This window comes from Streptomyces luomodiensis (assembly GCF_031679605.1).
GTDB lineage: Bacteria > Actinomycetota > Actinomycetes > Streptomycetales > Streptomycetaceae > Streptomyces > Streptomyces luomodiensis.
Genome location: NZ_CP117522.1, coordinates 6,999,773 through 7,024,494, shown reverse-complemented (window position 1 = coordinate 7,024,494; position 24,722 = coordinate 6,999,773). Strand labels below are relative to the sequence as shown.

General features: G+C 71.7%; 22 protein-coding genes. 6 read left to right on the top strand and 16 right to left on the bottom strand.

Annotated elements, in window-relative coordinates:
- Nucleotides 1-16: 16 nt before the first annotated feature.
- From PS467_RS29735 to eccB, 5 genes are all read right to left on the bottom strand, one after another.
- Complete coding sequence (locus tag PS467_RS29735) at nt 17-499, bottom strand: DUF2563 family protein (RefSeq protein WP_268974739.1); 483 nt, start codon at nt 497-499, stop codon at nt 17-19.
- A gap of 113 nt (nt 500-612) precedes the next feature.
- Entirely contained in the window at nt 613-894 is a 282-nt protein-coding gene (locus tag PS467_RS29730; RefSeq protein WP_268974738.1) for a WXG100 family type VII secretion target, read from the bottom strand.
- A 41-nt stretch (nt 895-935) separates the two neighbouring features.
- A complete protein-coding gene (locus PS467_RS29725) occupies nt 936-1,274 on the bottom strand; it encodes a WXG100 family type VII secretion target (RefSeq protein ID WP_268974737.1) in 339 nt (112 codons plus the stop codon).
- A 180-nt stretch (nt 1,275-1,454) separates the two neighbouring features.
- Nucleotides 1,455-2,705: a type VII secretion-associated serine protease mycosin gene (gene mycP, locus PS467_RS29720; RefSeq protein WP_311037795.1), complete on the bottom strand. Its 1,251-nt coding sequence runs from the start codon at nt 2,703-2,705 to the stop codon at nt 1,455-1,457.
- A 17-nt stretch (nt 2,706-2,722) separates the two neighbouring features.
- Nucleotides 2,723-4,294: a type VII secretion protein EccB gene (gene eccB, locus PS467_RS29715; protein ID WP_311037794.1), complete on the bottom strand. Its 1,572-nt coding sequence runs from the start codon at nt 4,292-4,294 to the stop codon at nt 2,723-2,725.
- Nucleotides 4,295-4,519: 225 nt separating this feature from the next.
- On the opposite strand from eccB, the gene eccE reads away from it, so the two are divergent.
- The 3 genes from eccE to PS467_RS29700 all read left to right on the top strand — a co-directional run bounded on the left by eccE (nt 4,520) and on the right by PS467_RS29700 (nt 10,091).
- Nucleotides 4,520-5,767: a type VII secretion protein EccE gene (gene eccE / locus PS467_RS29710; protein WP_311037793.1), complete on the top strand. Its 1,248-nt coding sequence runs from the start codon at nt 4,520-4,522 to the stop codon at nt 5,765-5,767.
- A complete protein-coding gene (locus tag PS467_RS29705) occupies nt 5,767-6,642 on the top strand; it encodes a hypothetical protein (protein WP_432280647.1) in 876 nt (291 codons plus the stop codon). The genes eccE and PS467_RS29705 overlap by 1 nt, the downstream gene beginning before the upstream one ends.
- A 269-nt stretch (nt 6,643-6,911) precedes the next feature.
- A complete protein-coding gene (locus PS467_RS29700) occupies nt 6,912-10,091 on the top strand; it encodes an SCO5717 family growth-regulating ATPase (RefSeq protein ID WP_311037791.1) in 3,180 nt (1,059 codons plus the stop codon).
- A gap of 107 nt (nt 10,092-10,198) precedes the next feature.
- On the opposite strand, the gene PS467_RS29695 is transcribed toward PS467_RS29700, so the two are convergent.
- The 8 genes from PS467_RS29695 to rimP form a co-directional block, all read right to left on the bottom strand.
- Nucleotides 10,199-11,152, bottom strand: a complete 954-nt coding sequence (locus tag PS467_RS29695) for a bifunctional riboflavin kinase/FAD synthetase (RefSeq protein ID WP_311037790.1) — start codon at nt 11,150-11,152, stop codon at nt 10,199-10,201.
- A gap of 221 nt (nt 11,153-11,373) precedes the next feature.
- On the bottom strand, nt 11,374-12,288 hold the full coding sequence (truB, locus tag PS467_RS29690) for a tRNA pseudouridine(55) synthase TruB (RefSeq protein WP_311037789.1): 915 nt from the start codon (nt 12,286-12,288) through the stop codon (nt 11,374-11,376).
- Entirely contained in the window at nt 12,285-12,758 is a 474-nt protein-coding gene (gene rbfA / locus PS467_RS29685; RefSeq protein ID WP_311037788.1) for a 30S ribosome-binding factor RbfA, read from the bottom strand. Before rbfA ends, truB begins: the two co-directional genes overlap by 4 nt.
- Nucleotides 12,759-12,828: 70 nt before the next feature.
- A complete protein-coding gene (locus tag PS467_RS29680) occupies nt 12,829-13,125 on the bottom strand; it encodes a DUF503 domain-containing protein (RefSeq protein ID WP_268974728.1) in 297 nt (98 codons plus the stop codon).
- Between the two features lie 123 nt (nt 13,126-13,248).
- Nucleotides 13,249-16,323 carry a translation initiation factor IF-2 gene (gene infB, locus PS467_RS29675; RefSeq protein WP_311037787.1) on the bottom strand — a complete coding sequence of 1,025 codons (3,075 nt, stop codon included), beginning with the start codon at nt 16,321-16,323 and terminating at the stop codon, nt 13,249-13,251.
- Between the two features lie 152 nt (nt 16,324-16,475).
- Nucleotides 16,476-16,763: a YlxR family protein gene (locus PS467_RS29670; protein ID WP_268974726.1), complete on the bottom strand. Its 288-nt coding sequence runs from the start codon at nt 16,761-16,763 to the stop codon at nt 16,476-16,478.
- Nucleotides 16,764-16,859: 96 nt separating this feature from the next.
- Nucleotides 16,860-17,852, bottom strand: coding sequence for a transcription termination factor NusA (gene nusA / locus PS467_RS29665; RefSeq protein WP_268974725.1), 993 nt, complete (start codon nt 17,850-17,852; stop codon nt 16,860-16,862).
- Nucleotides 17,853-17,854: 2 nt separating this feature from the next.
- Nucleotides 17,855-18,403 carry a ribosome maturation factor RimP gene (gene rimP, locus PS467_RS29660; RefSeq protein WP_311037786.1) on the bottom strand — a complete coding sequence of 183 codons (549 nt, stop codon included), beginning with the start codon at nt 18,401-18,403 and terminating at the stop codon, nt 17,855-17,857.
- A gap of 137 nt (nt 18,404-18,540) precedes the next feature.
- Here rimP and PS467_RS29655 point away from each other — a divergent pair, with 137 nt between their 5' ends.
- The 3 genes from PS467_RS29655 to PS467_RS29645 all read left to right on the top strand — a co-directional run bounded on the left by PS467_RS29655 (nt 18,541) and on the right by PS467_RS29645 (nt 20,802).
- A complete protein-coding gene (locus tag PS467_RS29655; RefSeq protein ID WP_311037785.1) occupies nt 18,541-19,230 on the top strand; it encodes a hypothetical protein in 690 nt (229 codons plus the stop codon).
- Nucleotides 19,231-19,275: 45 nt separating this feature from the next.
- Complete coding sequence (locus tag PS467_RS29650) at nt 19,276-19,779, top strand: ferritin-like domain-containing protein (protein ID WP_311037784.1); 504 nt, start codon at nt 19,276-19,278, stop codon at nt 19,777-19,779.
- A 78-nt stretch (nt 19,780-19,857) separates the two neighbouring features.
- A complete protein-coding gene (locus PS467_RS29645; RefSeq protein WP_311037783.1) occupies nt 19,858-20,802 on the top strand; it encodes an aminoglycoside phosphotransferase family protein in 945 nt (314 codons plus the stop codon).
- Nucleotides 20,803-21,355: 553 nt separating this feature from the next.
- Here the strand turns inward: PS467_RS29645 and PS467_RS29640 are convergent.
- From PS467_RS29640 to PS467_RS29630, 3 genes are all read right to left on the bottom strand, one after another.
- Nucleotides 21,356-23,068: a proline--tRNA ligase gene (locus PS467_RS29640; RefSeq protein WP_311037782.1), complete on the bottom strand. Its 1,713-nt coding sequence runs from the start codon at nt 23,066-23,068 to the stop codon at nt 21,356-21,358.
- Nucleotides 23,069-23,193: 125 nt separating this feature from the next.
- On the bottom strand, nt 23,194-23,760 hold the full coding sequence (locus PS467_RS29635; RefSeq protein WP_311037781.1) for a GNAT family N-acetyltransferase: 567 nt from the start codon (nt 23,758-23,760) through the stop codon (nt 23,194-23,196).
- Nucleotides 23,761-23,785: 25 nt separating this feature from the next.
- Nucleotides 23,786-24,631: a GNAT family N-acetyltransferase gene (locus PS467_RS29630; protein WP_311037780.1), complete on the bottom strand. Its 846-nt coding sequence runs from the start codon at nt 24,629-24,631 to the stop codon at nt 23,786-23,788.
- Between the last annotated feature and the right edge of the window lie 91 nt (nt 24,632-24,722).

Genomic DNA, 24,722 nt, shown 5'->3' with positions numbered 1-24,722 from the left:
ATCCCCCGTTCACCCATCACATGCCGTCGTGACCACTGCTCTTACCGCCGCCCGTCTTGGGTTCGCCGGTCTTGTCATGGCCCTTCGGGTCGTGCTCTTTCTGATACTGCTCGTAATACGCCTGGGTACGCCTCTGGATGGCCTTCAGGCGCTCTCCGTGCTCGTGGTCCACCGTCTGGTAGTCGCTGTCGGCCGCGCTCACCGTGATGCCCATCGCCTCCAGCTGCTCGCCCAGGGTCTGGGAGAGCAGCTCCAGCCGTCCGTGCACCAGCTCGTACGCGCTCGACAGTGACAGCGCCTCGGGGAAGTTCTTGCCGTAGGCGGTGGCGGTCACCTTCTGCTCGGAGATCTTGCCGTGTGCGGCGCTCGACTTGTCGAGTTCGGTGAGAAGCCTGTCAACGCGCTTCTTGAACTCCTGAAGGGATTCGGTGGGAGCGTCGAGGTCCGGCGAAGAAGGGGACGTAGCGGAGCCACCCCCGTCCGGCGCCAACTCAGCCATGAAGCACCTCCTTCAATACCTGGATTCCAGCACTCGTGGGTGCGGGACACGCGACCCGGATCGCGTGTCCCGCACCCACGACACGACCGCAGGGTGTGCCGCTGCGTCTGTGACTACGAAGCGAACCGCTGGCCCTGACGGTGGTCATTGGCCTTGTAGCCCTCCGTAGCCTCCAGCAGCTTCCTCGAGATGGTGAGGAGGGTGGTGTGCAGGTGGTCGACGCGCTGGTTCCACTCGTGCTGACGCTCGTTGAACGCGCGCTGCGCCTCACCGGTCCAGGACTCGGACACCGCCTTGACCTGCCTCATGATGGTGTCGAGGTCGGTCTTGAGCTGGTTGGCCTCGGTCCTGACCGTGTTCGAGGCTTCGACGACGCCTTCGTACGTAATCTCCATTGAGCTCTAACTCCTGATGCGAGGCGGACGGGTCACGAGGATCAAGAGGCGTGGAAGGAGCCGAGGATGCCGCTCTCCCCGCCTCCGACGCTGTTGATGTTCCTGAGCTGGTCGAGTTCCTCCTGGTCGAACCCGTCCCGGCTCGCCTTCACCAGTTCGCGGGTGAAGCTCAGCAGCTGGTTCACGCGGCGCACGTCGTTGTTGACCTCCGTCTGGAGGTTGTTGTACGCGCCTGCCGCGATGCCCTTCCAGTGGCCCTCGACGTGGTCGATCACGCCGTTGAGCTTCCCGATCCGCTCGGTCAGCTGACCTTCCATCCAGTCGATGGCGCTTTCGAGGGTCTTGAAATCATGACCTTCTACGCGGAGCTTCTCCGCCATGGCACACCTTCCCCCATGAATCGGATGCCGTGGGACATGCGGTGCTCTGTGACCGTCCCGTGTGGGCATCGACCAAAGCTGTCAAGGATCACTCTAGTCAGCATCCCCGTGTGCATGACCAACACGTATGCGGTTGTTACACGGATGGGACGCCGGAGACGGACGGGTGACGACCTGGCCTCACGCGTCGCGCCGGCGACGCCAGTCGCGCAGCACCACCGCACCGCCCGCGGTGATCGCCACGACCACCGCACCCGTTCCCAGGGCGTACGTGGCCAGCCGGGTACGGCGCTCCTGCGGGGTCTCGCCCAGCGTGAGGCGGCCGGGCTCGGGCTTCGGGACGTTCGCCGCCGGGCCGGTGTCGGCCGTGGGACGCTCGATCTTCTTGTCGTCGTCGGTAAGGGCCTTGACCGGGTCGACCACACCCCAACCGATGTACCGGTCGCGGCCGTTGACGCCCCGCTCCGCGGTCTGCTCGATCTGGGCGATGACCTCCTGCCGCGACCAGTCGGGGTGCTTGGCGCGGATCAGGGCCGCGACCCCGGCCACGTACGGGGCGGCGAAGCTGGTGCCGTTGTCCACGCACTGCCCGCCCTTGGGCACGGTGGAGACCATGTCGACACCGGGCGCCGCGACGCCGACGAAATCGCCGCTCTGCGAGAAGTACGCGCGCTCGTTGTTGCGGTCGGAGGCGGCGACGGCGAGGACACCGGAGTAGGACGCGGGATAGGTGCGCTTGGACTCGCCGTCCGCGCCGTCGTTGCCGGCGGCCGCGACCACGACCACGTCCTGCTGGACCGCGTAGGCGACCGCCTGCTCGAGGTCGATCTGCGAGCGGGCTCCCTTGGTGTCCTGGGAGATGTTGATGACCCGCGCGCCCTCCTTCACCGCCTTCCGGATGGCCTCCGCCATCTTCTGCGGCGTGCCCTTGCCCTCGGCGTTGTTCTGCTTGAGGGGGATGATCGTCGCCTCGGGCGCCAGCCCCACGAAGCCGGTGCCCTCGCGCGGGCGGGCCGCGATGATGCCGGCGACCTTGGTGCCGTGCCCGACCTCGTCGACCGTCGGGTCCTCGGCGAGTTTCCGCTCCTCCTTGGAGGCGTCCTTGGCCGGGGGCAGGAAATTCGCCCCGCTCGCCTTGTCGACGGCGGTCTTGAGCTGGATGTTGGTGTCATCGACACCGGTGTCGATGACGGCGACCCGTACCGGCTTGCCGTTCTTCTCCTTGCCCTTGGTGTCCTCCCACAAGCGGTCGAACACCAGCCGCTGAAGCGACCAGGGCGTGCCCTTGATCTGCTTCTTCATCGGGAACGTGCACTCGCCGTTGCCGTCCAGGGCGAGCACGGCGGCGGCGGGCGGTGCGGCGGCGGCGCCCGTCGCGCCGGTGAGGCACGCCAGTGCCACCGCCGAGGACAGGGCGGCGATGCGCCTCATACGTGGCTGCTCCATCGTCATGAACCCTGCGGCTGCCGTGCGCTGTTGGTGTCCAGCCGCGGCCCGATCGGCAGGAACTGGGACCAGTTGAGCGGCACCGGCAGCGGCTTCACATCGCCGTATCCCAGCCTCACCTGAGCCTGGTTCGCCGATGTCTGCCCGCCGGACTGCGCGTCCTGCTGCGCGGCCGAGCCGGAACCGTCAGCGCCGATCTTCGACTTGCCCGAGCTGCCGTCGTTGTTCGCCTGCACCTGGTAGCGCAGGCCGGTGTCGGTGACGAGGAAGACCTGACCGGTGCTGGTCGCCCGGCCCTGGAACTGCCGGTAGAACAGGCCGGTGCCCGGCGTGACGTACGCGCTGGTGGCGCCGTCCACGATGGTCGCGGGGTAGTCCCGGCCCGCCCAGGTCTCGAGCGTGGGCGTGCCGTTGTCGGCCACCTTGGTGAGGATGTTGCACACGGTGTCCCGGGCGCCGCTCCCGCCCTCGGCGGAGTTCACCTGGCGCGCAGGCTCGGCCGGCCAGGCGGTGTCACCGGCGAAGACGGTGGAGTCGGAGACGAAGTCCTGCGGGTTGACCTGCATCGGCTTACTGAGCTGGTTGAGTCCGCTCAGCTGCTCGCTGTTGAGCAGCAGCTTGGCGGTGAAGTCGGAGACCGGCTGCACCTTTCCCGGCACCACGACATAGTGCTGGACGCCGCCGCCCGTCTGGGCCTGGAGCACCATGCCCACCCTGTTGGCCTTGTCCGGCAGCGAGTCGATGCCGGCCGAGGTGTTCGGCTCCCCCGGCACCTGCGGGAACACCACGGGCGCGCCGTCCTTCAGGGTGTCCAGCCAGTCGTCGGTCACCTGCTGGGGCTTGGCGCCCTCCGAGAAGAGCGTGCGCAGCAGCAGGTTGTACTGACCGGCGGACATGCTCTTCTCGCCCTTGGGGCCACCGAGCAGGTACTTGGTGCCGGACCGGTCGACGAGGTAGCGGCCCGAATCCCCCTCGACGTACAGCACCTGGCCGCCGCGCAGCCGCTCCGGGCCCTCGACCTTCGACGCCTCACGGTCGGCGAGGACGAAGACCGCCTTCTGCGCGGTCTTGTCCTGCCCGCCCCCAGGCTGCTCGCAGACCACCCAGCGCTTCTGCTTGACGGCCTCGCTCGCCGAGGGCATACGGTCCGGGGCGTACGGAATTCCGATCGTCGGCCCGCGCGGAATGTCGCCGTTGTCGAGCTGCGACTCCTTCACCCGGATGATGTCGGACTTGTTCTGGTCCAGGAGGAGTTTCGCGGAGGCGAGGTTGAGGACCGGGTGCAGCTGTTTCTTCCCGCCGGTCTTGAGAATCACGTAACGGGTCGTCGAATCGCTGCCGACGATGATGTGGGACGCGGTGTCGTCCCACCCCTTCGGCGCGGTCGGCCGGATCATGCCCCATGCGCCGAATCCGGCGAGGATCAGCGCCGCGACGACGACACCCGGGAGAAACGCGCGCAGCGGGCGCGGCGCACCGTCGTCCATGACGGTGGGCGAGGGCTGCACGAACGAGGCAACCATCCGTTTCTTCGCAAAGGTGTAGGCATTGAGCTCATCCCGCCGCGATGCCATGTCTCGCCCGCTTCTCCCCGTGTGTGCTTGTGCAGTGCCTACGTTTGGTCGCCGTAGTCGACGTAGTCGCCGTGTCCCCGGTAGTCCCGTAGTCCCGTAGTCCCCGTAGGAGATTACTCATCCACTCGGGTCATCTGACACCCCAGCCACCCTTCACGCGCCTTTCCGATACCGTAAACACACAATCGACCAGGACAGCACCAGGACATAGCGGGGGTCTCCGGGATGAGCTCTGCCACCCATGCGCATGCCGCCGTACCACGGCAGCCCTCACGCACGGCGAGCCTGGGTCCCCTGCGGCTGTATCAGCTCGTGCTCATCGAGGCGGCCGCCGCGATCCTCGTCGTCGCCTGGACCGTCGACTCACTGCTGCTGATACCCGCCGGGATCGTCGCCCTCGTCCTGGTGCTGCTCGCGGTGTTGCGGCGCAGACAGCAGCCCTTCATCGACTGGCTCATCACCATCAGCGCGTTGCGCGCCCGGCAGAAGCAGGCCAAGGGGCCGGTCCCGGCGGGTGTCGACCCGTCGCTCGCGCCCGCCGTCGAATGCGATCCGGCGCTGCGCACCTACGCCTATGTGGCGCGGGACCGCCGCGAGATCGGAATGATCGGCGACGGTACGTTCCTCACCGCGGTGCTCCAGGTCCAGTCGACCGACGCTCCACTGCGGCCGCTGCGCACCAAGCGGCCGCTGCCGCTCTCGCTGTTGCAGGACGCGCTGGAGGTGGACGGCATACGGCTGGAGTCGGTGCAGGTGGTGCAGCACTCCCAGACGGCGCCCGCGCCCCATCTGCCCGAACAGGCCGCGGCGGCGCGCAGTTACGCCCCGCTTCAGGAGCAGGCCGGAGCACCCGCCATCCGGCTGACCTGGGTGGCGCTCAAGCTGAATCCCGAGCTGTGCCCGGAGGCCGTACGGGCGCGCGGCGGCGGTCTGGAGGGTGCTCAGCGGTCCCTGCTGCGCGCGGTGGACCAGCTGGCCAGTCGGCTGACCGGCGCCGGCTTCTCGGCGCGGCCGCTGGCCGAGGGCGAACTGACCACTGCCATCGCCACCTCGGCGTGTGTCAACCCGCATGCGGCGACCCAGGCGGGGCGCGCGAGCACACCCACGCGCCGGACGGTGGAGACCTCGCGCGCCTGGCGCTGCGACGACCGCTGGCACACCACCTACTGGGTGGGCCGCTGGCCGCAGATGGGCCCGGAATCGGTGCCGCTGCCGCAGCTCGTCGCGCTGCTGACCTCCATGCCCGCGCTCGCGTCCACCTTCAGCCTGACCCTGAAGCATGACGAGGGCAGCCGTAACGCCTCCTCGGTCACCGGGCACATCCGGGTCACCGGGCGCAGCGACACCGACCTGGTCACCGCCCGCAAGGCGTTGGAGCGCGCCGCGCGGGGGGTGCGGGTCGGGCTGGTACGTCTCGACCGCGAGCAGTTGCCCGGTGTGCTCGCGACGCTCCCGCTGGGAGGCACCCGCTGATGGCCACTTCCGCCTTCTCCCCCGCCGCTTCTCCCTCCGGTCCTTCCGGGTCTTCCGGTGCTTTCGGGCATGGTTCCGATCCGGGTTCCGGTCCCGGAGCGGGTCTGGGCTCCGGCCCCATGGCCTCCGGTGCCGGTGGCCCCGGGGCGTCCGGTGTCCCGGGCGCGGCACACCGGACGCACCCCGGTTACGGGCTCATCGGTCCCCGGCGCGGACGGCAGACACTGCCCCTGGAGGACTTGGCGGCGCTGGCGCTGCCCATCGGCGACGACGGCGTCATCATCGGCGTGGACGAGCAGAACCAGCCCGCCGTCCTCGGCTTCAACCGCCCCGAACCGTTCGACGTGGTCCTCGTCGGCGGACTGTGGACCGCGCAGGTCCTGGCCTTCCGGGCGGCGGCCACCGGCGCCCGTATCGCCATCGAGACCGGGCGGCCGCACCTGTGGACCAACCTCGTCCAGGTCGCGGGCGGCGGACAGCAGTGCATGACCGTCTTCGACGTGGGCCGTGTACCACCGCAAGGACCTTCGGTGGGCAGCCCGGTCCTGGTCGTCCGGGACTGCGGCATGCGTCCGCCGCGCGGCCGGGTCTCCGCTCTGCCCTGGCAGTCGGTGCTGACCCTGCTGCCGTATCTGAGCCCGGTCGCGCCCCGGCTGCTCGAGCACGCCGGACTGGTCGGCATTCAGCGCGTTTCGCCGGACGAGGCCCGGGAGATAGGTCGCATCATGGGCCTGCCGCAGAGCGACGTCACGGCGCTGTCCACCCTTCCCGACTGGGTCACCCTCTGGTGTACACGCGCCGGACGGCAGTTCGTCACCGTGCAGGCAACGGATGCCGAGACGGGGCTGCTGGGATCTCCGCGTCGGGTGGACTGACCCGGGCAGAACCCCTCAGGGTTGGTCCGTCGTTGATCGACGTCGCTCGAGAGCGGTCCACATCATGTGGTGGACGGCTTCGAGTGGCGGGACAGGCCTGCCCCCGCGGCACCCATGGTGATTAGTCTTGGGGTACGCGGTGGGGGACCTGATCAGGGATCCCCAACGTCACAAAAGGGGAAAGCCGAACGGTCGGACGACAGTAGCGATCGGCAACAGATCGGCCTCGCCAAGAATTTCAAGGGTGTTCGACCACACCAGGAGGCATTGTGAGCAGCGATCGGGACGAGATCCGCACGGGCGGAAACACACCCGGCGATGATCGGTCCGACGCGGAGACCGAGCACACGGGCGAGTTCACCATCGACTACACCCCACCCGCGTGGTACACGCAGAACGCTTCGTCGTCGTCCTCGCCGGCCTCCACGGGCCCGGCGTCGGCCGGTGGTTCCGGTGGAATCGGGGCGGGCGCGGGTACCGGGGCACCGATTCCGCCGCCTCCGCCGCCCACGGGCGCTCCGGTGTCCGTGCCGGGGGCGCCGGAGCCGAGCGGCTTTCCGAGTGCTTGGCCGACGCCGGCCGCGGCACCCTCCGCCGATGTCGCGTCGGACGCCTCCGAGGTGGAGGAGGTCCACGCCCAGGCGGAGGACGAGGCGCGGCCCGAACCGGAGGCCAAGGAGTCCGAGGAGGAGACCCGTCGGCCTCCTTTGTCCGACTATGAGCGGGATGCGGCGACCCCGTCCGCGGCTGACACCGCGAAGGGTGACACGGCATCGGACGGCCCTGAGCCCCTGGGGTCCTCCGGCGAGGCTTCCGAGGACGAGGCGGAGGTCCCGGCGGCACCGGATCCCGCTTCCGTCGATGACGACGACTTCACACTGGCGCCCGCCGCGGCCCCTCGGGACGATGCCTCCGAGTCCGGCTCCGAGTCCGGCTCCGACGAGAGCGACAACGGCGATGTGGTCAGCAACTCCACCGTGCGGTTCTCCACCGCCGCGCTGCGGCGCGAAGTGGCCGCGAAGCGGGGTGAGGGCGCCGAGGCCGACGCGGTCGGCGCGACTGATTCCGGTTCCGGTTCGGCTTCCGGTTCCGGTTCGTTCGCTGCTTCCGGTGCTGGTTCAGGGTCCGGTGCGGGCGCCGATGCCGGCTCCGCGGACACGGACGACCGTACGGGCGGCCATCTGCGCAGCGAGGGCACGCTGCGCTTCTCCACGGCCGCGCTGCGGCGGGAGATGGAGGAGTTGAGGCAGGAGGCGAGCGCCGAGCCGCAGGACGCGGTGCCCGAGGACGCCGTGCCGCCGAGCGCGCCGGCCCCCGAACAGCCCGCCGCCACCTGGGCTCCGCCGCCCGTTCCGCAGTCGGGGCTGCCGCCCCTGCCGCCGGACTTCCAGCCCGCCTCGCCCGAGAGCGCCGCACCGGCTCCGGCTCCCGCTCCGGTTCCGGAGCAGCGGACGGACGGACCTGATGGACCTGCCGGGCCCGCCGTCCCCGGCACCGGCGCACCGCTCCCGCCCCAGCAGGACGCGTCCTGGGCGCCTCCGCCGCCCCAGACGCAGGGTCAGCCCGGTCAGCCGGCCGCCGCGGGGCCCGGACCGCAGGGCGGTTACGGCTATCCGCGTCCCGGTGAGGGCGCGCCCGCAGGGTTTTCCGGCCAGCCCGGCGCGGTCCCCGGCCAGGCCGGTCCGGGCCCGCTGCCGCCCCAGGCCCAAGGCGGGCCGCCCCCGACGGCCAACGTGCCCGGCCCGCAGGACGGTTATCAGCAGCCCGCTCCGGGCCCCGGCCCGCAGGCCCCGTCGGCTCCGCAGGGGCCCCACTACGGCTATCCGCAGCCCGGCGCCCAGCCCACCCCCGGCCCGGCCGATCAGGGCCAGGGCCCGGCGCCCGTCCAGGGGGGTTACGGCTTCCCGCAGACGGCCACCCCGGCGCAGCAGCACCAGCCCTATCCCGAGCCCCAGCGGACGTACCCGGGCCAGCCCGGCGAACCCGGCCAGTCCGGACCGTACGCCCCGCCCGGCCCCGTCCAGGGGCAGCAGTTCCCGGGACAGCAGCCCGGCGTGCCGGGCCCGCAGGGCGGGTACGGCTTCCCGCAGCCCGGCGACGGCACCGCCATGCCGCAGCCGCAGGACGGCTACGGCTATCCGCGCCCCGACGCCCACGCCGCTCCCGCGGCCCCGGCCGACCCCCGTACCGGCGGCTGGCCGACCGTCACGCCCGACCAGCGGCGACAGGCGGGGAACGCGGGGGCGCCGCTCGGGTACACCGCGGCGGTCGAGCTCTCCTCGGACCGGCTGATCAAGGGCAAGCAGAAGCCGAAGAAGAACAACACCCCCGGCCCCTCCCGCTTCAAGATCGGCGGTAAGAAGGAGGAGGCGGAGCGGCAGCGCAAGCTGGAGCTGATCCGCACGCCGGTGCTCTCCTGCTACCGGATCGCGGTGATCAGCCTCAAGGGCGGTGTCGGCAAGACCACGACGACCACCGCCCTCGGCGCGACCCTGGCCATCGAGCGCCAGGACAAGGTCATCGCGATCGACGCCAACCCCGACGCGGGCACCCTCGGCCGGCGCGTGCGGCGGGAGACCGGTGCGACCATTCGCGACCTGGTCACGGCGATCCCGTACCTCAACAGCTACATGGACATCCGGCGGTTCACCTCGCAGGCGCCGTCGGGGCTGGAGATCCTCGCCAACGACGTGGACCCGGCGGTCTCGACCACGTTCAACGACGACGACTACCGCCGCGTCATCGACGTCCTGGGCAAGCAGTACCCGATCATCCTCACCGACTCGGGCACGGGGCTGCTCTACAGCGCCATGCGCGGGGTCCTCGACCTCGCCCATCAGCTGATCATCATCTCCACGCCCTCCGTGGACGGTGCCAGCAGCGCCAGCACCACCCTCGACTGGCTCTCCGCGCACGGCTACGCGGATCTGGTCTCGCGGAGCATCACGGTGATCTCCGGGGTGCGGGAGACCGGGAAGATGATCAAGGTTGAGGACATCGTGTCGCACTTCGAGACCCGCTGCCGCGGGGTGATCGTCGTGCCCTTCGACGAGCATCTGTCGGCGGGCGCCGAGGTGGACCTGGACATGATGCGGCCCAAGACCCGCGAGGCGTACTTCAACCTCTCGGCCATGGTCGCGGAGGACTTCACCCGGGCCCAGCAGGAACAGGGCCTGTGGACGGGCGAGGGCGGGTCCCAGCCGCCGCAGGTGGCCCCGCCGATGCCCGGCCAGGCCCAGCAGCAGCCCTATCCGGGCGCCTACGCGCCTCAGCAGGGCCAGCAGCCGCAGTACCCCGGATATCCGCAGCAGGGCGGTCAGCAGGGCTGGCAGCAGCCGTACGGGCAGGGGCAGCAGCCGCACCCCGGCCAGCCGTGGCAGCAGGCCCAGCCGGGCCAGGAGGGTCAGCCGGGGCAGCCCTGGCAGCAGCCCCCGGGGCCGCAGCGGTAGCGAGCGGGAGAAGATGCGCCCCGTAGGGCCGGTGATCCGGTCCCACGGGGCGCATGCGCGTTGGCGACGACGCACGGGCGGCGCGTCCGCGCTCACCACACGGCGCGTCAGCTGCCGTCGTGCTCCTCGACGAGTTCGCGGGCCCGCTTCACATCGGCCGCCATGCGCTCCAGCAGCGCCTCGATCGAGTCGAACTTCTCCTGGCCCCGCAGATAGGCGAGGAAGTCGACCTCGACATGGAGCCCGTACAGATCCAGTCCGACCCGGTCGATCGCATACGCCTCGACCGTCCGCTCGGTGCCGTCGAACTGCGGATTGGTGCCGACCGAGATGGCCGCGGGCATCGCCTCGCCCCGCGCCGTCAGCCAGCCGGCGTAGACGCCGTCGGCCGGGATCGCGGTGTGCGCCGGGGTCTCCAGGTTGGCCGTCGGAAAGCCCAGCTCACGGCCGCGCTGCGCACCGCGCACCACCACACCCTCGACGCGGTGCGGCCGGCCGAGGACCTCCATCGCGCCCGTGACATCGCCCTCCGCGACCAGACGGCGCACCAGTGTGGAGGAGAACGGCTCGCCGCCGCCCGCCGCGCCGCGCTCGTACAGGTCGACGACCTCGACCTCGTAGTCGTAGGTGGTGCCGAGTTCGCGCAGGAAGGCGACGTTCCCGGCGGCCTTGTGGCCGAAGCGGAAATTGGGGCCCTCCACCACGACCCGTGCGTGCAACTTGTCGACCAGCACCTTCACCACGAAGTCGGCGGGGGCGAGCCGGGAGAACTCGGCCGTGAACGGCAGGACCAGCACCGCGTCCACGCCCAGCCCGGCCATCAGCTCCGCGCGCCGCTGATGCGTGGCGAGCAGCGGCGGATGGCTGCCCGGCCGCACGACCTCGCTCGGATGCGGGTCGAAGGTGACCACGACCGCCGGTACACCCAGCTCACGCGCCCGTGCCACGGCACGGCCGATGATCAGCTGGTGTCCTCGGTGCACCCCGTCGTAGGAACCGATGGTGACGACGCTGCGCCCCCAGCCCTCGGGGATGTCCTCCAAGCCACGCCAGCGCTGCACTTTGCCCGCTCCTCGCCCGAACCTTTGTCTGTCGACTTCGCAGGTCTAAGACTGCCATGCCCCAGGCGTCCACCTCGCATCGGTGGTCGCCGCAAGCGCCCGGACCGGCCGGAAGCCACCGTAGGCGGCCGGCTCGGGCGCTCGCAACGCGGCCTGGGGTCGATGGCCTCGTACGTGGCCTCATACGTCGATGGCCTCATACGTGGATGGCCTCAATGGCCTCATACGAAGACGGCCAGGCTCTTCGCCTTGCCCTTCGACTCCTCCACGAGGGCCAGGAAGCGCCCCTCCGGCCCGAAGACCGCGACCGGCCCCGGCGCGCCCGCCGACGGCATGTCGATCCGCACGCCGTTGCCCAGCAGCCGGGCCTGGCGGGCGTCCACGTCCCAGCGCGGGAAGGCGGCGGCCGCGGCCTCGGCGATGGGCATGACCTCCAGCGACTCCTCCAGCCGCTCCAGCGTCCTGGCCGCCGCCAGCCCGTACGGGCCGACCCGGGTCCGGCGCAGGGCCGTGAGGTGGCCGCCGACGCCCAGCCCGGCGCCCAGGTCGCGCGCCAGCGCCCGGATGTAGGTGCCGGAGGAGCACACCACCGTGACATCCAGGTCGGATACGGCGGTGCCGTCCTCCGCCTTGGCCTCACGGTGGTCGTGGAGGACGAAGGAGGAGACGGTCACCGGCCGCGCCGGGATCGCGAACTCCTCGCCCTCCCGCGCCCGTGCGTAGGAACGCTTGCCGTCGATCTTGATGGCGCTGACCTTCGACGGGACCTGCTGGATGTCCCCGGTCAGCTCCTCGATCCCGGCCTGGACGGCGCTCGGCGCGAGCCCGGCGGCGCCGTCCGAGGAGGTGATCTCGCCCTCCGCGTCATCGGTGACCGTGGTCTGGCCGAGCCGGATGGTGGCCCGGTACTCCTTCTCGGTCAGCGCCAGATGGCCCAGCAGCCGGGTCGCCTTCTCCACGCCGACCACGAGCACGCCCGTGGCCATCGGGTCCAGCGTCCCGGCGTGGCCGACCCGCCGGGTGCCGGCGAAGCGGCGCATCTTGGCGACGACGTCGTGCGAGGTGAAACCAGCTGGTTTGTCGACGATCACCAGGCCGTCCGGTGCCCCGGAACCGGCCTTGCCGTTGCGCGTCATACGTCCGATGAACCCTTGCCGTCCGTGCCGGGCTCCTCGTCGTCCGCCTCCTGGCCGGGCTTGCGGTAGGGGTCGGCGTCGCCGGCGTAGCTGGCACCCGAGGACGCCTGGCGCACCTCGGCGTCCGCGGCCTTGGCCTTGGCGAGCAGATCGTCGATGGTGCGGGCGTTCTCCGGCAGCGCGTCCGGGACGAACGTCAGGGTCGGGGTGAAGCGCACCCCGGTCTGCCGTCCGACCTCCGACCGCAGCACGCCCTTGGCGCTCTCCAGGGCCGCGGCGGAGGCCGCCCGCTCCTCGTCGTCGCCGAAGACCGTGTAGAAGACGGTCGCCTCCCGCAGATCACCGGTGATCCGGGTGTCGGTGATGGTCACATAGCCCAGTCGCGGGTCCTTGATCCGCCGCTGTAGGGTCTCCGCGACCACGACCCGGATGCGGTCCGCCAGCTTGCGTGCCCGCGCGGTGTCGGTCATGCGTCTTCTTCTCTCTTCTTCGCGTCAGTCATCGATGGCCGGGGACGGTCTGCGACCGCCGGTCCGGCCCTCATTCATCATCGCCACCGTGGAACCGCCGCCGCACCGACAGCAGCTCCACCTCCGGCCGCGCCGCCACCAGCCGCTCGCAGCGGTCGAGCACCTCGCTGAGGTGGCCCGTGTCCCCGGAGACCATCGCGAGGCCGATCCGGGCCCTGCGGTACAGGTCCTGGTCTCCGACCTCCGCCACGCTCACCGCGAATTTGCGGTGCAGCTCGGCGACGATCGGGCGGACGACGGAGCGCTTCTCCTTCAACGACCGTACGTCGCCGAGAAGCAGGTCAAAGGACAACGTCCCTACATACATGCGGTCCGGGTCTAGCCACCCGTGGGGCCTTTGAGAATGCGGACTTCTGGCACCGTACACGCAAGGGCCGGGGCCGATCGACGGAATTCCTCCGCCGACCGGCCCCGGATGGACAGCCGCTCGTCAGCCGCGCGGCTTCTCGCGCATCTCGTACGTCGCGATGACGTCGTCGACCTTGATGTCGTTGTAGCTGCCGAGGTTGATACCGCCCTCGAAGCCCTCGCGAATCTCGGTGACGTCGTCCTTGAAGCGACGCAGACCCTCGATGTTGAGGTTCTCCGCCACGACCTTGCCGTCGCGGAGCAGGCGGGCCTTGGTGTTCCGCCGGACCTCGCCGGAGCGGATGAGCACACCGGCGATGTTGCCCAGCTTGGACGAGCGGAAGATCTCGCGGATCTCCGCCGTACCGAGCTCGACCTCTTCGTACTCCGGCTTGAGCATGCCCTTCAGGGCCGCCTCGATCTCCTCGATCACCTGGTAGATGACCGAGTAGTAGCGGACGTCCACGCCCTCGCGCTCGGCCATCTGCGTGGCACGCCCGTCGGCGCGCACGTTGAAGCCGATGACGATGGCGTCGGAACCGGTCGCCAGGTCGATGTCGGTCTCGGTGACCGCACCCACACCGCGGTGCAGCACCCGCAGGTCCACCTCTTCGCCGACGTCGAGCTGGAGCAGCGAGGACTCGAGAGCCTCCACCGAACCGGACGCGTCGCCCTTGATGATGAGGTTGAGCTGCTGGACCTGACCGGCCTTGAGCACCTTGTCCAGGTCCTCCAGGGAGACCCGGCGGGTGCGCTTGGCGAAGGCGGCGTTCCGCTCGCGGGCGGCGCGCTTCTCGGCGATCTGGCGGGCGGTGCGGTCCTCGTCGACGACGAGGAAGTTGTCACCCGCACCGGGCACGTTGGTCAGACCGAGCACCAGGACCGGGGTCGCCGGACCGGCCTCCTCCAGCGCGTTCCCGTTGTCGTCGAGCATCGCCCGGACGCGGCCGTAGGCGTCGCCCACGACCATCGTGTCGCCGACCCGCAGGGTGCCGCGCTGGACCAGCACGGTGGCCACGGCGCCGCGGCCGCGGTCGAGGTGGGCCTCGATCGCGATGCCCTGTGCGTCCTGCTCCGGGTTGGCCCGCAGGTCGAGCGAGGCGTCGGCGGTGAGGACGACGGCCTCCAGCAGGCTGTCGATGTGCAGACCCTGCTTGGCGGAGATGTCGACGAACATGGTGTCGCCGCCGTACTCCTCGGCCACCAGGCCGTACTCGGTCAGCTGACCGCGCACCTTGGTCGGGTCCGCACCCTCGACGTCGATCTTGTTGACCGCGACCACGATCGGCACGTCGGCCGCCTTGGCGTGGTTCAGCGCCTCGATCGTCTGGGGCATCACACCGTCGTTGGCCGCCACCACGAGGATCGCGATGTCGGTCGACTTGGCACCACGGGCACGCATGGCGGTGAACGCCTCGTGACCCGGGGTGTCGATGAAGGTGATCCTGCGCTCTTCGTCGTTGACCTCGGTCGAGACCTGGTAGGCACCGATGTGCTGGGTGATGCCGCCGGCCTCGCCCGCGACCACGTTGGTCTTGCGGATCGCGTCCAGCAGGCGGGTCTTACCGTGGTCGACGTGACCCATGACGGTCACCACCGGCGGACGCGCGACGAGCATCTCCTCGCCGCCCTCGTCCTCACCGAACTCGATGTCGAAGGACTCGAGGAGCTCGCGGTCCTCCTCCTCCGGGCTCACGATCTCGACGTTGTAGTTCATCTCGTCGGCGAGAAGCTGAAGCGTCTCGTCGGAGACGGACTGCGTCGCGGTGACCATCTCGCCCAGGTTGAACATCACCTGGACCAGGGACGCCGGGTTGGCGTTGATCTTCTCCGCGAAGTCGGTGAGCGAGGCACCCCGCGACAGCCGGACCGTCTGGCCGTTGCCGCGCGGCAGCATCACACCGCCGATGGACGGGGCCTGCATGGCCTCGTACTCCTGGCGCCTCTGCCGCTTCGACTTGCGGCCACGACGCGCCGGACCGCCGGGACGGCCGAACGCGCCCTGGGTGCCACCACGGCCACCGGGACCACCCGGACGGCCGCCGAAGCCGGGACGGCCACCGCCGCCACCGAAGCCGCCGCCACCACCGGGACGACCGGCGAAACCGCCGCCGCCACCGGGACGACCGCCGCCACCGCCACCGGGACGGCCGGCGAAACCGCCACCGGGACGACCGCCGCCACCGCCACCGGGACGACCGGCACCGCCGGGACCGCGACCGCCGCCGGGGCCCGGACGCGGGCCGGCGGCCGGACGCTGCGGCATCATGCCCGGGTTCGGGCGCGGACCGCCGCCGGGACCCGGACGCGGGCCGCCGCCCTGGGCGCCCTGCGGACGGGGCATCTGGCCCGGAGTGGGCCGGGGGCCGCCGGGACCGCCCTGGCCGCGGCCCGGACCGCCCTGGCCGCCGCCCTGCGGGCGCGGGCCGGGGCCGGGCTGGCCGCCGGGGCGCGGGGCGCCGCCGGGACGGGGCGCCTGCGGGCGCGCCATACCGGTGGAGCCACCGGAGGTGAAGGGGTTGTTACCCGGACGGGGACCGGCCGGACGGGGCGCACCCGGACGCGGACGCTCCTGGCCCGGACGCGGGGCACCACGGCCACCCTGGCCCTGGCCGCCCTGGCCCTGACCCGGTGCGCCCGGACGGCCGCCGGGGCGCGGACCGGGCGTGGCACCCGGCTTGCCGGGCGCACCCGGCTTGGCCGCGGCGGGCTTGGGGCCGGGGGACGGCGGGGCGGTGAACTCGGGCTGCGCCGGAGCCGCCGGCGCGGGGCCCGGCTTGGGGCCGGGGGTCGGACGGGCACCCGGCGTGGGACGCGGGCCCGGAGTGGGCGCCGCGGGCGGCGTACCGCGCTGGCCCTCGGGGGCACCCGGCTTGGGGCCGGGCGTCGGGGGCTTGGGGGCGGCCGGACGGGCCGCGGCCGCCGGACCGGGGGTCGGCGGCTTGGGCGTCGCCTTGCGCGGCGCCGAGGGCTTACCAGCGCCGCGGCCGGAGCCGTTGCCACCCTGGAAAGCGTCAGTCAACTTGCGCACAACCGGCGCCTCGATCGTCGAGGACGCCGAACGTACAAATTCACCGAGTTCTTGGAGCTTGGCCATGACGACCTTGCTCTCAACTCCGAACTCCTTGGCGAGTTCGTATACCCGGACCTTAGCCACTTCGCTCCTTTTAGGTCCGGGTTGCCGCCGGACCGTCGCTACTTCATGGGCGTACTCATCGCGTACTCATCGAGTGCTCATCGCAATCTCGACCTACTTCCGACTCGCGAGGTACCTGACCGCACGGTGTCCCGTGCCGTTCTTCCAACTACTCAGGGTGTCGCCTGCTCACCCTGCTCGACAAACCGGCGCAGGGCCGTGGTGTCGAGCGCTCCCGGCCCCCTGAAGGCCCGAGAGAGGGCCCGGCGGCGGACCGCCAGGTCCAGGCAGACCCGTGTGGGGTGTACATAAGCACCCCGACCGGGGAGCGTACCGCGTCGGTCGGGGACACAAACACCCTCGACCGCCACGATGCGCAGCAGATCGTTCTTGGCCGCCCGATCCCGGCATCCCACACACGTTCTCTCAGGGCAGGCACCAGCTCGCGTGCGGCCAGACACTGCTTAAGTCTACCTCCCTGTGCCGACACCACCCCTTGGGGGGAGTGATCGAACCGTCACTGATTTCGACTGGACCCCGAGCGACTCCGACCGGAATCAGCCTTGATCACCCGGCTGCTCGGTGTCCGGCCGGATGTCGATCCGCCAGCCGGTCAGCCGCGCCGCCAGCCGGGCGTTCTGCCCCTCCTTGCCGATGGCGAGGGACAGCTGGTAGTCCGGCACGGTGACCCGCGCCGAGCGGGCCGACAGATCGACCACCTCGACCTTGCTCACCCGCGCGGGTGACAGCGCGTTCGCCACCAGTTCGGCGGGGTCGTCCGACCAGTCGACGATGTCGATCTTCTCGCCGTGCAGCTCGGCCATCACGGCGCGCACCCGGCCGCCCATCGGGCCGATGCACGCGCCCTTGGCGTTCAGCCCCGGACGGGTGGACCGCACCGCGATCTTGGTGCGGTGGCCCGCCTCACGGGCGATCGCCGCGATCTCCACCGAACCGTCCGCGATCTCCGGCACCTCGAGCGCGAAGAGCTTCTTGACCAGGTTGGGATGCGTACGCGAAAGGGTCACCGACGGGCCGCGCACACCCTTGACGACTCGTACCACGTACGTACGCAGACGGGTGCCGTGTGCGTAGTCCTCGCCCGGGACCTGCTCCTGCACCGGCAGGATCGCCTCGAGCCGGCCGATGTCCACCAGCACGTTCTTGGGGTCCTTGCCCTGCTGGACGACACCGGCGACGACATCGCCCTCCCGCCCCGCGTACTCGCCGAAGGTGATCTCCTCCTCGGCGTCCCGCAGCCGCTGGAGGATGACCTGCTTGGCGGTCATCGCGGCGATCCGGCCGAAGCCGGAGGGGGTGTCGTCGAACTCGCGGGGCTCCTGCCCCTCCGCCAGGTCCTCGGCGTCCTCACGGGCCCATACGGTCACATGGCCGGTGTCGCGGTTCAGCTCCACCCGGGCCCGGCGACGGCTTCCCTCGGTGCGGTGGTAGGCGATGAGGAGGGCCGACTCGATCGCCTCGACCAACAGGTCGAAGGAGATCTCCTTCTCTCGCACCAGACCCCGCAGGGCACTCATGTCGATGTCCACGGCTACGCCTCCTCCTTGCTCTCGCCGCCGTCGCCCACGGATTCCTCCGGGGCCTGTTCCGTGAGCTTGTCCGCGGGTTTGCGGTTGAACTCGATCTCCACCCGCGCCTTGGAGATCTCCTCGAAGGCCAGCCGTCTGGCGGTGGGCTTGCGCCCCTTCACCCCTGGGACCTCCAGATCGAGGCCCCCGTCGTCCACCGAGACGATCCGGGCGACCAGTTCGCCGCCGTCGGCGAGTCGTGCTCGCATGAGGCGGCCGGTGGCGCGGCGGTAGTGGCGCGGCTCGGTCAGGGGGCGCTCGGCGCCGGGAGAGGTGACCTCGAGGACGTACGGGGTCTGCCCCATCGCGTCCGTGTCGTCGAGGGTCTGGGAGATGTCCCGGCTCAGCTCCGCGCACGTGTCCAGCTGGACGCCGTCGTCGGAGTCCACGACCACTCTCAGCACACGCCGCCGTCCGGCCGGTGTCACCTCGACCTCTTCCAGATCCAGGTCCCGCGCGCTGACGAGCGGTTCCAGCAGTCCGCGCAGCCTTTCGCTCTGGGTGGTGCTCATCCGGGTGACTCCTCGGCCGCGTGTGCTGTTGTGGGAAGGTCGCGTGTCAGGTCAAAGCCTATCTGTTCCGGCGGCGGGCTGACGATTCGGTGGCCGCTGCCGGGCAGACGGGCTCGGCGCGGGTACGCTCGCCTGCTGTGATCACTACCGGCGGCCGGGAGCGGCCGCAGCCCGGAAAGAGGAACGTGCCGATCACGACTCCCCCACCTCGTCCCGCGTCCGCCCCATCCCGCTCCGCGTCCGCGTCCGACGCGATGGCCGCGGTCTCCTCCGCGCCCTCGGGGTCCGCCGTGTCCCCGGGGTTCGCCGCCCCGGTGTCCCGGCGGCGGAGTCTGCTGCTGGGCGGCGGGGTGCTGGGGGCCGTCGCGCTGCTGAGCGGCTGCTCCGACGACTCGAAGTCCCGGCCCGACACGGGCGGCGGGGCGGCCGTCGCGTTACTGCGGGCGCGGGGCGCGCGGGACTCCACCGCGCTTCTCGCACGCTACGACGCGACCGTGGACGCGCATCCCGCCCTGGCCGAGCGGCTGACGCCGCTGCGGGAGGAAACGGCCCGGCATGTCGCGGTCTTCACCTCCGAGGACCGGTCCGCCTCCCCCTCCGCGACCGCGTCGCGCTCGCCCTCGGCGGGCGGGCAGCGGGTGCCGGAGGTCCCCAAGGACGAGAAGAAGGCCCTCTCCGCCCTCGCCCAGGCCGAACGCCACACCGCCGACACCCGCACCGCCGCGCTCACCACCGCACCGCCCGAACTCGCCCGGCTGCTGGCCTCCGTCGCGGCCTGCGGCGCCGCCCACGTCTTTCTCCTCACGCAGCACGACGCGGACTCATGAGCACGCTCATGACCACGCTCGGGACCACCGGGAAGGGGTACTGACATGGCCTCTCGAGCAGGCCGTACGGCCGTCGGCGAACGCGCCGCGGCGCTCAGGGCCGCGCAGGCGGCGCTCGCCGCCGAGCACGCCGCGGTGTACGGGTACGGCGTCGTCGGCGGGCGGATCGGCGACGACCGGCTCGCGGAGGCGCGCGAAGGCTACGCCGCGCACCGCGCGCGCCGGGACGACCTCACCCGCACCGTGCGCGACCTCGGTGGCGACCCCGAGAGCGCGGCACCCGCCTACGCCCTGCCCTTCGCGGTACCCGACGCGCCCGCCGCGGTACGGCTCGCCGCCGAGCTGGAGAACCGGGTGGCCGCCGTCTACGCCGACCTCGTACGGGCCTCGACCGGGTCCCTGCGCCGCCAGGCGGCGGGCGCGCTGCGGGAGGCGGCGGTCCGGGCGGTCCGCTGGCGAGGCGGCGGCGTAGCCTTCCCTGGGCTCACCGAACGCGCCGCACCGGCCGCTCCGTCCGCGTCACCGAGCGGTGCGGCGGACGGCGTGTGACCGGCACGTGTGCTGGGTGAGGCCGACGGGGCCCATGAGGGCGTAGAGGTCATTGATGGTGGAGGGAACAGCTCAGGGATGGCATCGGCACCACAGCCCGGCGGCCACGACACGGCCCGTGTCCATGTGCCGAAGCGGCTTCTGGACGCGCTGAGCGACAGTCCGGCGAGCGCCGTACGGAGCTGGCTGGACGCCCTGCCCGAGACGGTCGAGCGGCAGCTGACGGCCTGGGAGCTGACCCTGGAGCGGGTGGTGACGCCCGGAGGCCGACACGGTCTCGTCGCGCTCGTACGACAGGCGGACGGCACCCCGGCGGCGCTGAAGTTCCCGGTCCCCGGCCCGGACGCCGACCGTGAGCAGGCCGCCCTCGCGCACTGGGACGGCTGGGGCGCGGCCCGGCTGCTGCGCGCCGACCCGGACACCGGTGCGCTGCTGATCGAGCGGCTGCGCAGCGCGGTGTCGCTGCGCTCGCTGCCCGAGGCGAAGGCGCTGCTGGAGGCGGCGGGCACGGTACGGCGGCTGTGGGTGGCGCCGCCCGAGGGACATCCGTTCGCGTCGGTCACCGGGCGTACGGAGGAGGACCGCGAGGTCATGCGGGTGCTCGGCGCGGGGGCCTGGGCGGCGGACGTCCGTCCGCTGACCGACGAGGCCCTGGAACTGCGGGCGGCGCTGCCCGCCGAGCCGCCCGAGGAGGTGCTGCTGCACGGCGAGTTCCGGCAGGGGAAGGTGCTGGCCGGGGAGCGCCTGCCGTGGCTCGCGGTGGGTCCGGTGCCGGTGGTGGGCGAGCGCGCGTACGACCTGGCGCGGCTGGTGCTCGACCGCTGCGAGGACCTGGCCGCCGGTTCCGGCCCCGCCGCGGCCACGCGCCGCCGGGTCGCCAAGCTGGCGGACTCGCTGGACGTCGACCGCGACCGGCTGCGGGGCTGGTCCCTCTACCGCGCCGTCGAAGCGGGCCTGCGCGAGGCCGCGGTGGGCGATCGCCGCCGAGCGGAGCTGCTGCTGGAGTTCGCGGGCTGGCTGTAAGGAGGCTCCGGCGGACGCCGCTGGCCTCGGCCGGTGGGCGGGGGCTGTTGGGGCTGTGGTGCTGGGCGGCGTGGGCGGGTGCGGGTTTCGTTTCGCGCCTTCGGCGCAATTGAGCAGCGGGGCACGGGGTGGGGGGCGCGGGCGGCGTCGCCGGGCGCCGGGCCGGTGGGGGCGGGTGCCCGTGGCGGCATCCGTGGCCGGGGGTCGGGGCCGGTGCCGGACAGCGGGGAGTAGGGCACCCCTCTGGAAACTGATTGACAAATTAGTTGCGTCAGATCAAGCGTTTTTCAGGGGGGTACCCGCAGGCGGCCTGCCCTCAGTCCGGCGGGGCCCCGGCCATCGAGCACGGAAGCCGCCACCGGCGCCCACACCAACGGGCCCGGCGCCCGGCGGCGGCGCCGCGCCCCCCACCCCCGCCGCCGCTGCTCAATTGCGCCGAAGGCGCGAGACGAAACCCGCACCCGACCAGGCACCCCGAACCCCGAACCCCCGGCTCCCAGGAGGGCGGGAGCCGGGGGTTCGGGGACAGCAGGGGCAGGGGCGGGGTCGGCCGTCAGGCGGTGGTAAGGCGGGAGACGGCCTCGTCGACGGGGAGCTCCTCGCGCTCCCCCGTACGGCGGTCCTTCAGCTCGACGACGCCGTCCTTCGCCCCGCGGCCCACGACCAGGATGGTCGGGACGCCGATCAGCTCGGCGTCGGTGAACTTCACGCCCGGGGAGACCCCGGCGCGGTCGTCGACCATGACCCGGACGCCCGCCGAGCCCAGCTTCTGGGCGATGTCGAGGGCCAGCTCGGTCTGGAGGGCCTTGCCCGCCGCGACGATGTGGACGTCGGCCGGGGCGACCTCGCGGGGCCAGCAGAGGCCGGACTCGTCGTGGGTCTGCTCGGCGAGGGCGGCGACGGCACGGGAGACGCCGATGCCGTACGAGCCCATCGTGACCCGCGCCGGCTTGCCGTTCTGGCCGAGGACGTCGAGCTGGAAGGCGTCGGCGTACTTGCGGCCGAGCTGGAAGATATGGCCGATTTCGATCGCCCGGTCCAGCTCAATGCCCGCACCGCAGCGGGGGCAGGGGTCGCCCGCCTCGACCACGACGACGTCCAGGTACTGGTCGACCTCGAAGTCACGGCCGCAGACCACGTTGCGCGCGTGGGTGTCGGGCTTGTTGGCGCCGGTCACCCAGGCGGTGCCGGGGGCGACGCGCGGGTCGGCGATGTAGCGGAAGGACTTGCCCGCCAGGCCCTGCGGGCCGACGTAGCCGCGCACCAGCTCGGGGCGGCCCTCGAAGTCCTCGGCCGTGACGAGCTCGACGACGGCGGGGGCGAGGTGCTCGCCCAGCTTGCCCAGGTCCACCTCGCGGTCGCCGGGGACGCCCACCGCGGTGATCTCGCCGTCGACCTTGACCAGGAGGTTCTTCAGGGTGGCGGAGGCCGGGACGCCGAGGTACTCGGCGAGGGACTCGATGGTGGGGGTGTCGGGGGTGTCCAGCTCCTCGAGGGGGCCGTGGTCGGCGTCCTCGACCGGCGGGACGGTCACCGTGACCGCCTCGGTGTTCGCGGCGTAGTCGCAGTTCGGGCAGTCGACGAAGGTGTCCTCGCCGGCCGCCGCCGGGGCCAGGAACTCCTCGGAGGCCGAACCGCCCATGGCGCCGGAGACCGCGGAGACGATGCGGTAGTCCAGGCCGAGGCGCTGGAAGATCCGCTGGTACGCCTCGCGGTGCAGCCGGTAGGACTCGGCGAGGCCCTCGTCGGTGGCGTCGAAGGAGTAGGAGTCCTTCATCTGGAACTCACGGCCGCGCAGCACACCCGAGCGGGGGCGGGCCTCGTCCCGGTACTTGGTCTGGATCTGGTACAGCATGACCGGCAGGTCCTTGTAGGACGTGCACTGGTCCTTGACCGTCAGGGTGAAGATCTCCTCGTGGGTCGGGCCGAGGAGGTAGTCGGCGCCCTTGCGGTCCTTGATCCGGAAGAGCAGATCGCCGTACTCGTCCCAGCGGCCGCTCGTCTCGTACGGCTCACGGGGCAGCAGGGCGGGCAGGAGGACCTCCTGGGCGCCGATGGCGTCCATCTCCTCGCGGACGATCCGCGAGACGTTCTCCAGGACCTTCTTGCCGATCGGCAGCCAGGTCCAGATGCCCGCGGCGGCGCGGCGGACGTAACCGGCGCGGACGAGCAGCTTGTGGCTGGCGGTCTCGGCGTCCGCCGGGTCTTCGCGCAGCGTCTTCAGCATCATCGTGGACAAGCGCTGGACGTTGACGGCGTGGGCCATGGGGTCTCTCCTGCGTGCGATGGGATGTTCAGGAGGTTAGCCGCACGGGTCGGTTTCCCGGAAATGCGGTTTCCGGATGCGCCGGGGGCCAGCGGCCCGCCGGCCGGGGGGCCAGGGGGTTCCTGCTAGCGGCGCAGCGGCAGCGGGGCTCCCATCACGGCATACGGGCTCGGGGCGCTCGGGAAGAGCACGGGGCGGGCGAGGTCGCCGTAGCCCAGTGAGCGGTAGAGCGCGCGGGCCGGGCTGTCGGTGTCGATGGCGGAGAGGATCGAGCGGGGCTCGGCGGCGCCGTCCGTGATGGTCGTGATCAGCCGCCGGCCGATGCCCCGGTTCTGGTAGTCGGGGTGGACATGGAGTTCGGTGATGACGAACGAGTCGTCCAGCCAGTCCTCGTGCCCGGCCGCGCGCAGATACGGCTGGACGACCGTGGACCACCAGTGCGTGCGGTCGTTGGGCATGCCGTAGACGAAGCCGACGAGCCGCCCGGAGGGGGTGGTCGCGCCGAGCGCGCGGGCACCGGGGCTCTTGAGGTGGCGCAGCACGATATGCCGTCGTACGCCGACCTCCTCGTCCGTCAGCCCGAAGGCGACGGCCTGGACGGCGAGCGCCTCGTCCACGCGTGCGGCGAGGTCGAGCGGCCCGACGACGACGTCTTCGGGTTCCGGGGTCCGCCCCCCGGGCAGATGCAGCATGGGCGGCACCCTACTGGCCCGTCGATCAGAACAGCACACTCATGAACGCGCCGACTTCCCGGAAGCCGACCCGACGGTACGCGGCGCGGGCCGCGGTGTTGAAGTCGTTGACGTAGAGGCTCACCACGGGGGCCACCTCGCCCAGCGCATAGCGCAGCACGGCCGCCATCCCGGTCTCGGAGAGGCCGCGGCCGCGGTACTCGGGGGCGACCCAGACGCCCTGGATCTGGCAGGCGTGCGGGGTGGCCGCGCCGATCTCGGCCTTGAAGACCACCCGGCCGTCCTCGACGCGGGCGAAGGAACGCCCGGCGGAGACCAGCTCGGCGACCCGCGCCTGGTAGAGCAGCCCGCCGTCGCCCGCGAGCGGCGAGACGCCGACCTCCTCGGTGAACATCGCCACGCACGCCGGCATGATCACGTCCATCTCGTCCTTGCGGACGCGGCGCACCAGCGGGTCGGGCGGGATGTCCGCGGACATCGAGGTGGTGACCATCAGCGGCTGATGGGCGCGGACCTCACGGGCCGGGCCCCAGCTGGGCTCGAGCAGGGACCAGAGCTCGGCCGTGGTGTCGGCCGGGCCGACGATCGAGGAGCAGCGGCGGCCGGCCCGGCGGGCGCGCTCGGCGAAGCCGCGCACGGCTTCGCGGGTGGCGCAGATGGGCACCAGGTTGGCTCCGGCGTAGCAGAGCGACTCCAGCCGGCCGCCGGAGTACCAGCCCCACATCTCACCGCCGAGCCGCCACGGGTCCAGGCCGGCGACCTGGACGCGGGCGGCGACGAAGGCGTTCGAGACGGGGTCGCGGTCGAGCACCGCGAGGGCCGAGTCGAGCTCATGGGGCTCGAGGACCCTGGTGGTGGACGTGGTCAGCACGTGTCGGTCTGCCTCACGTGGTGCGGGCCCGCGGGCCGGGGATTCGATTCTTCAGACTCTATCGCGCACGCCCGGCGCCCCAAGGCTCGGT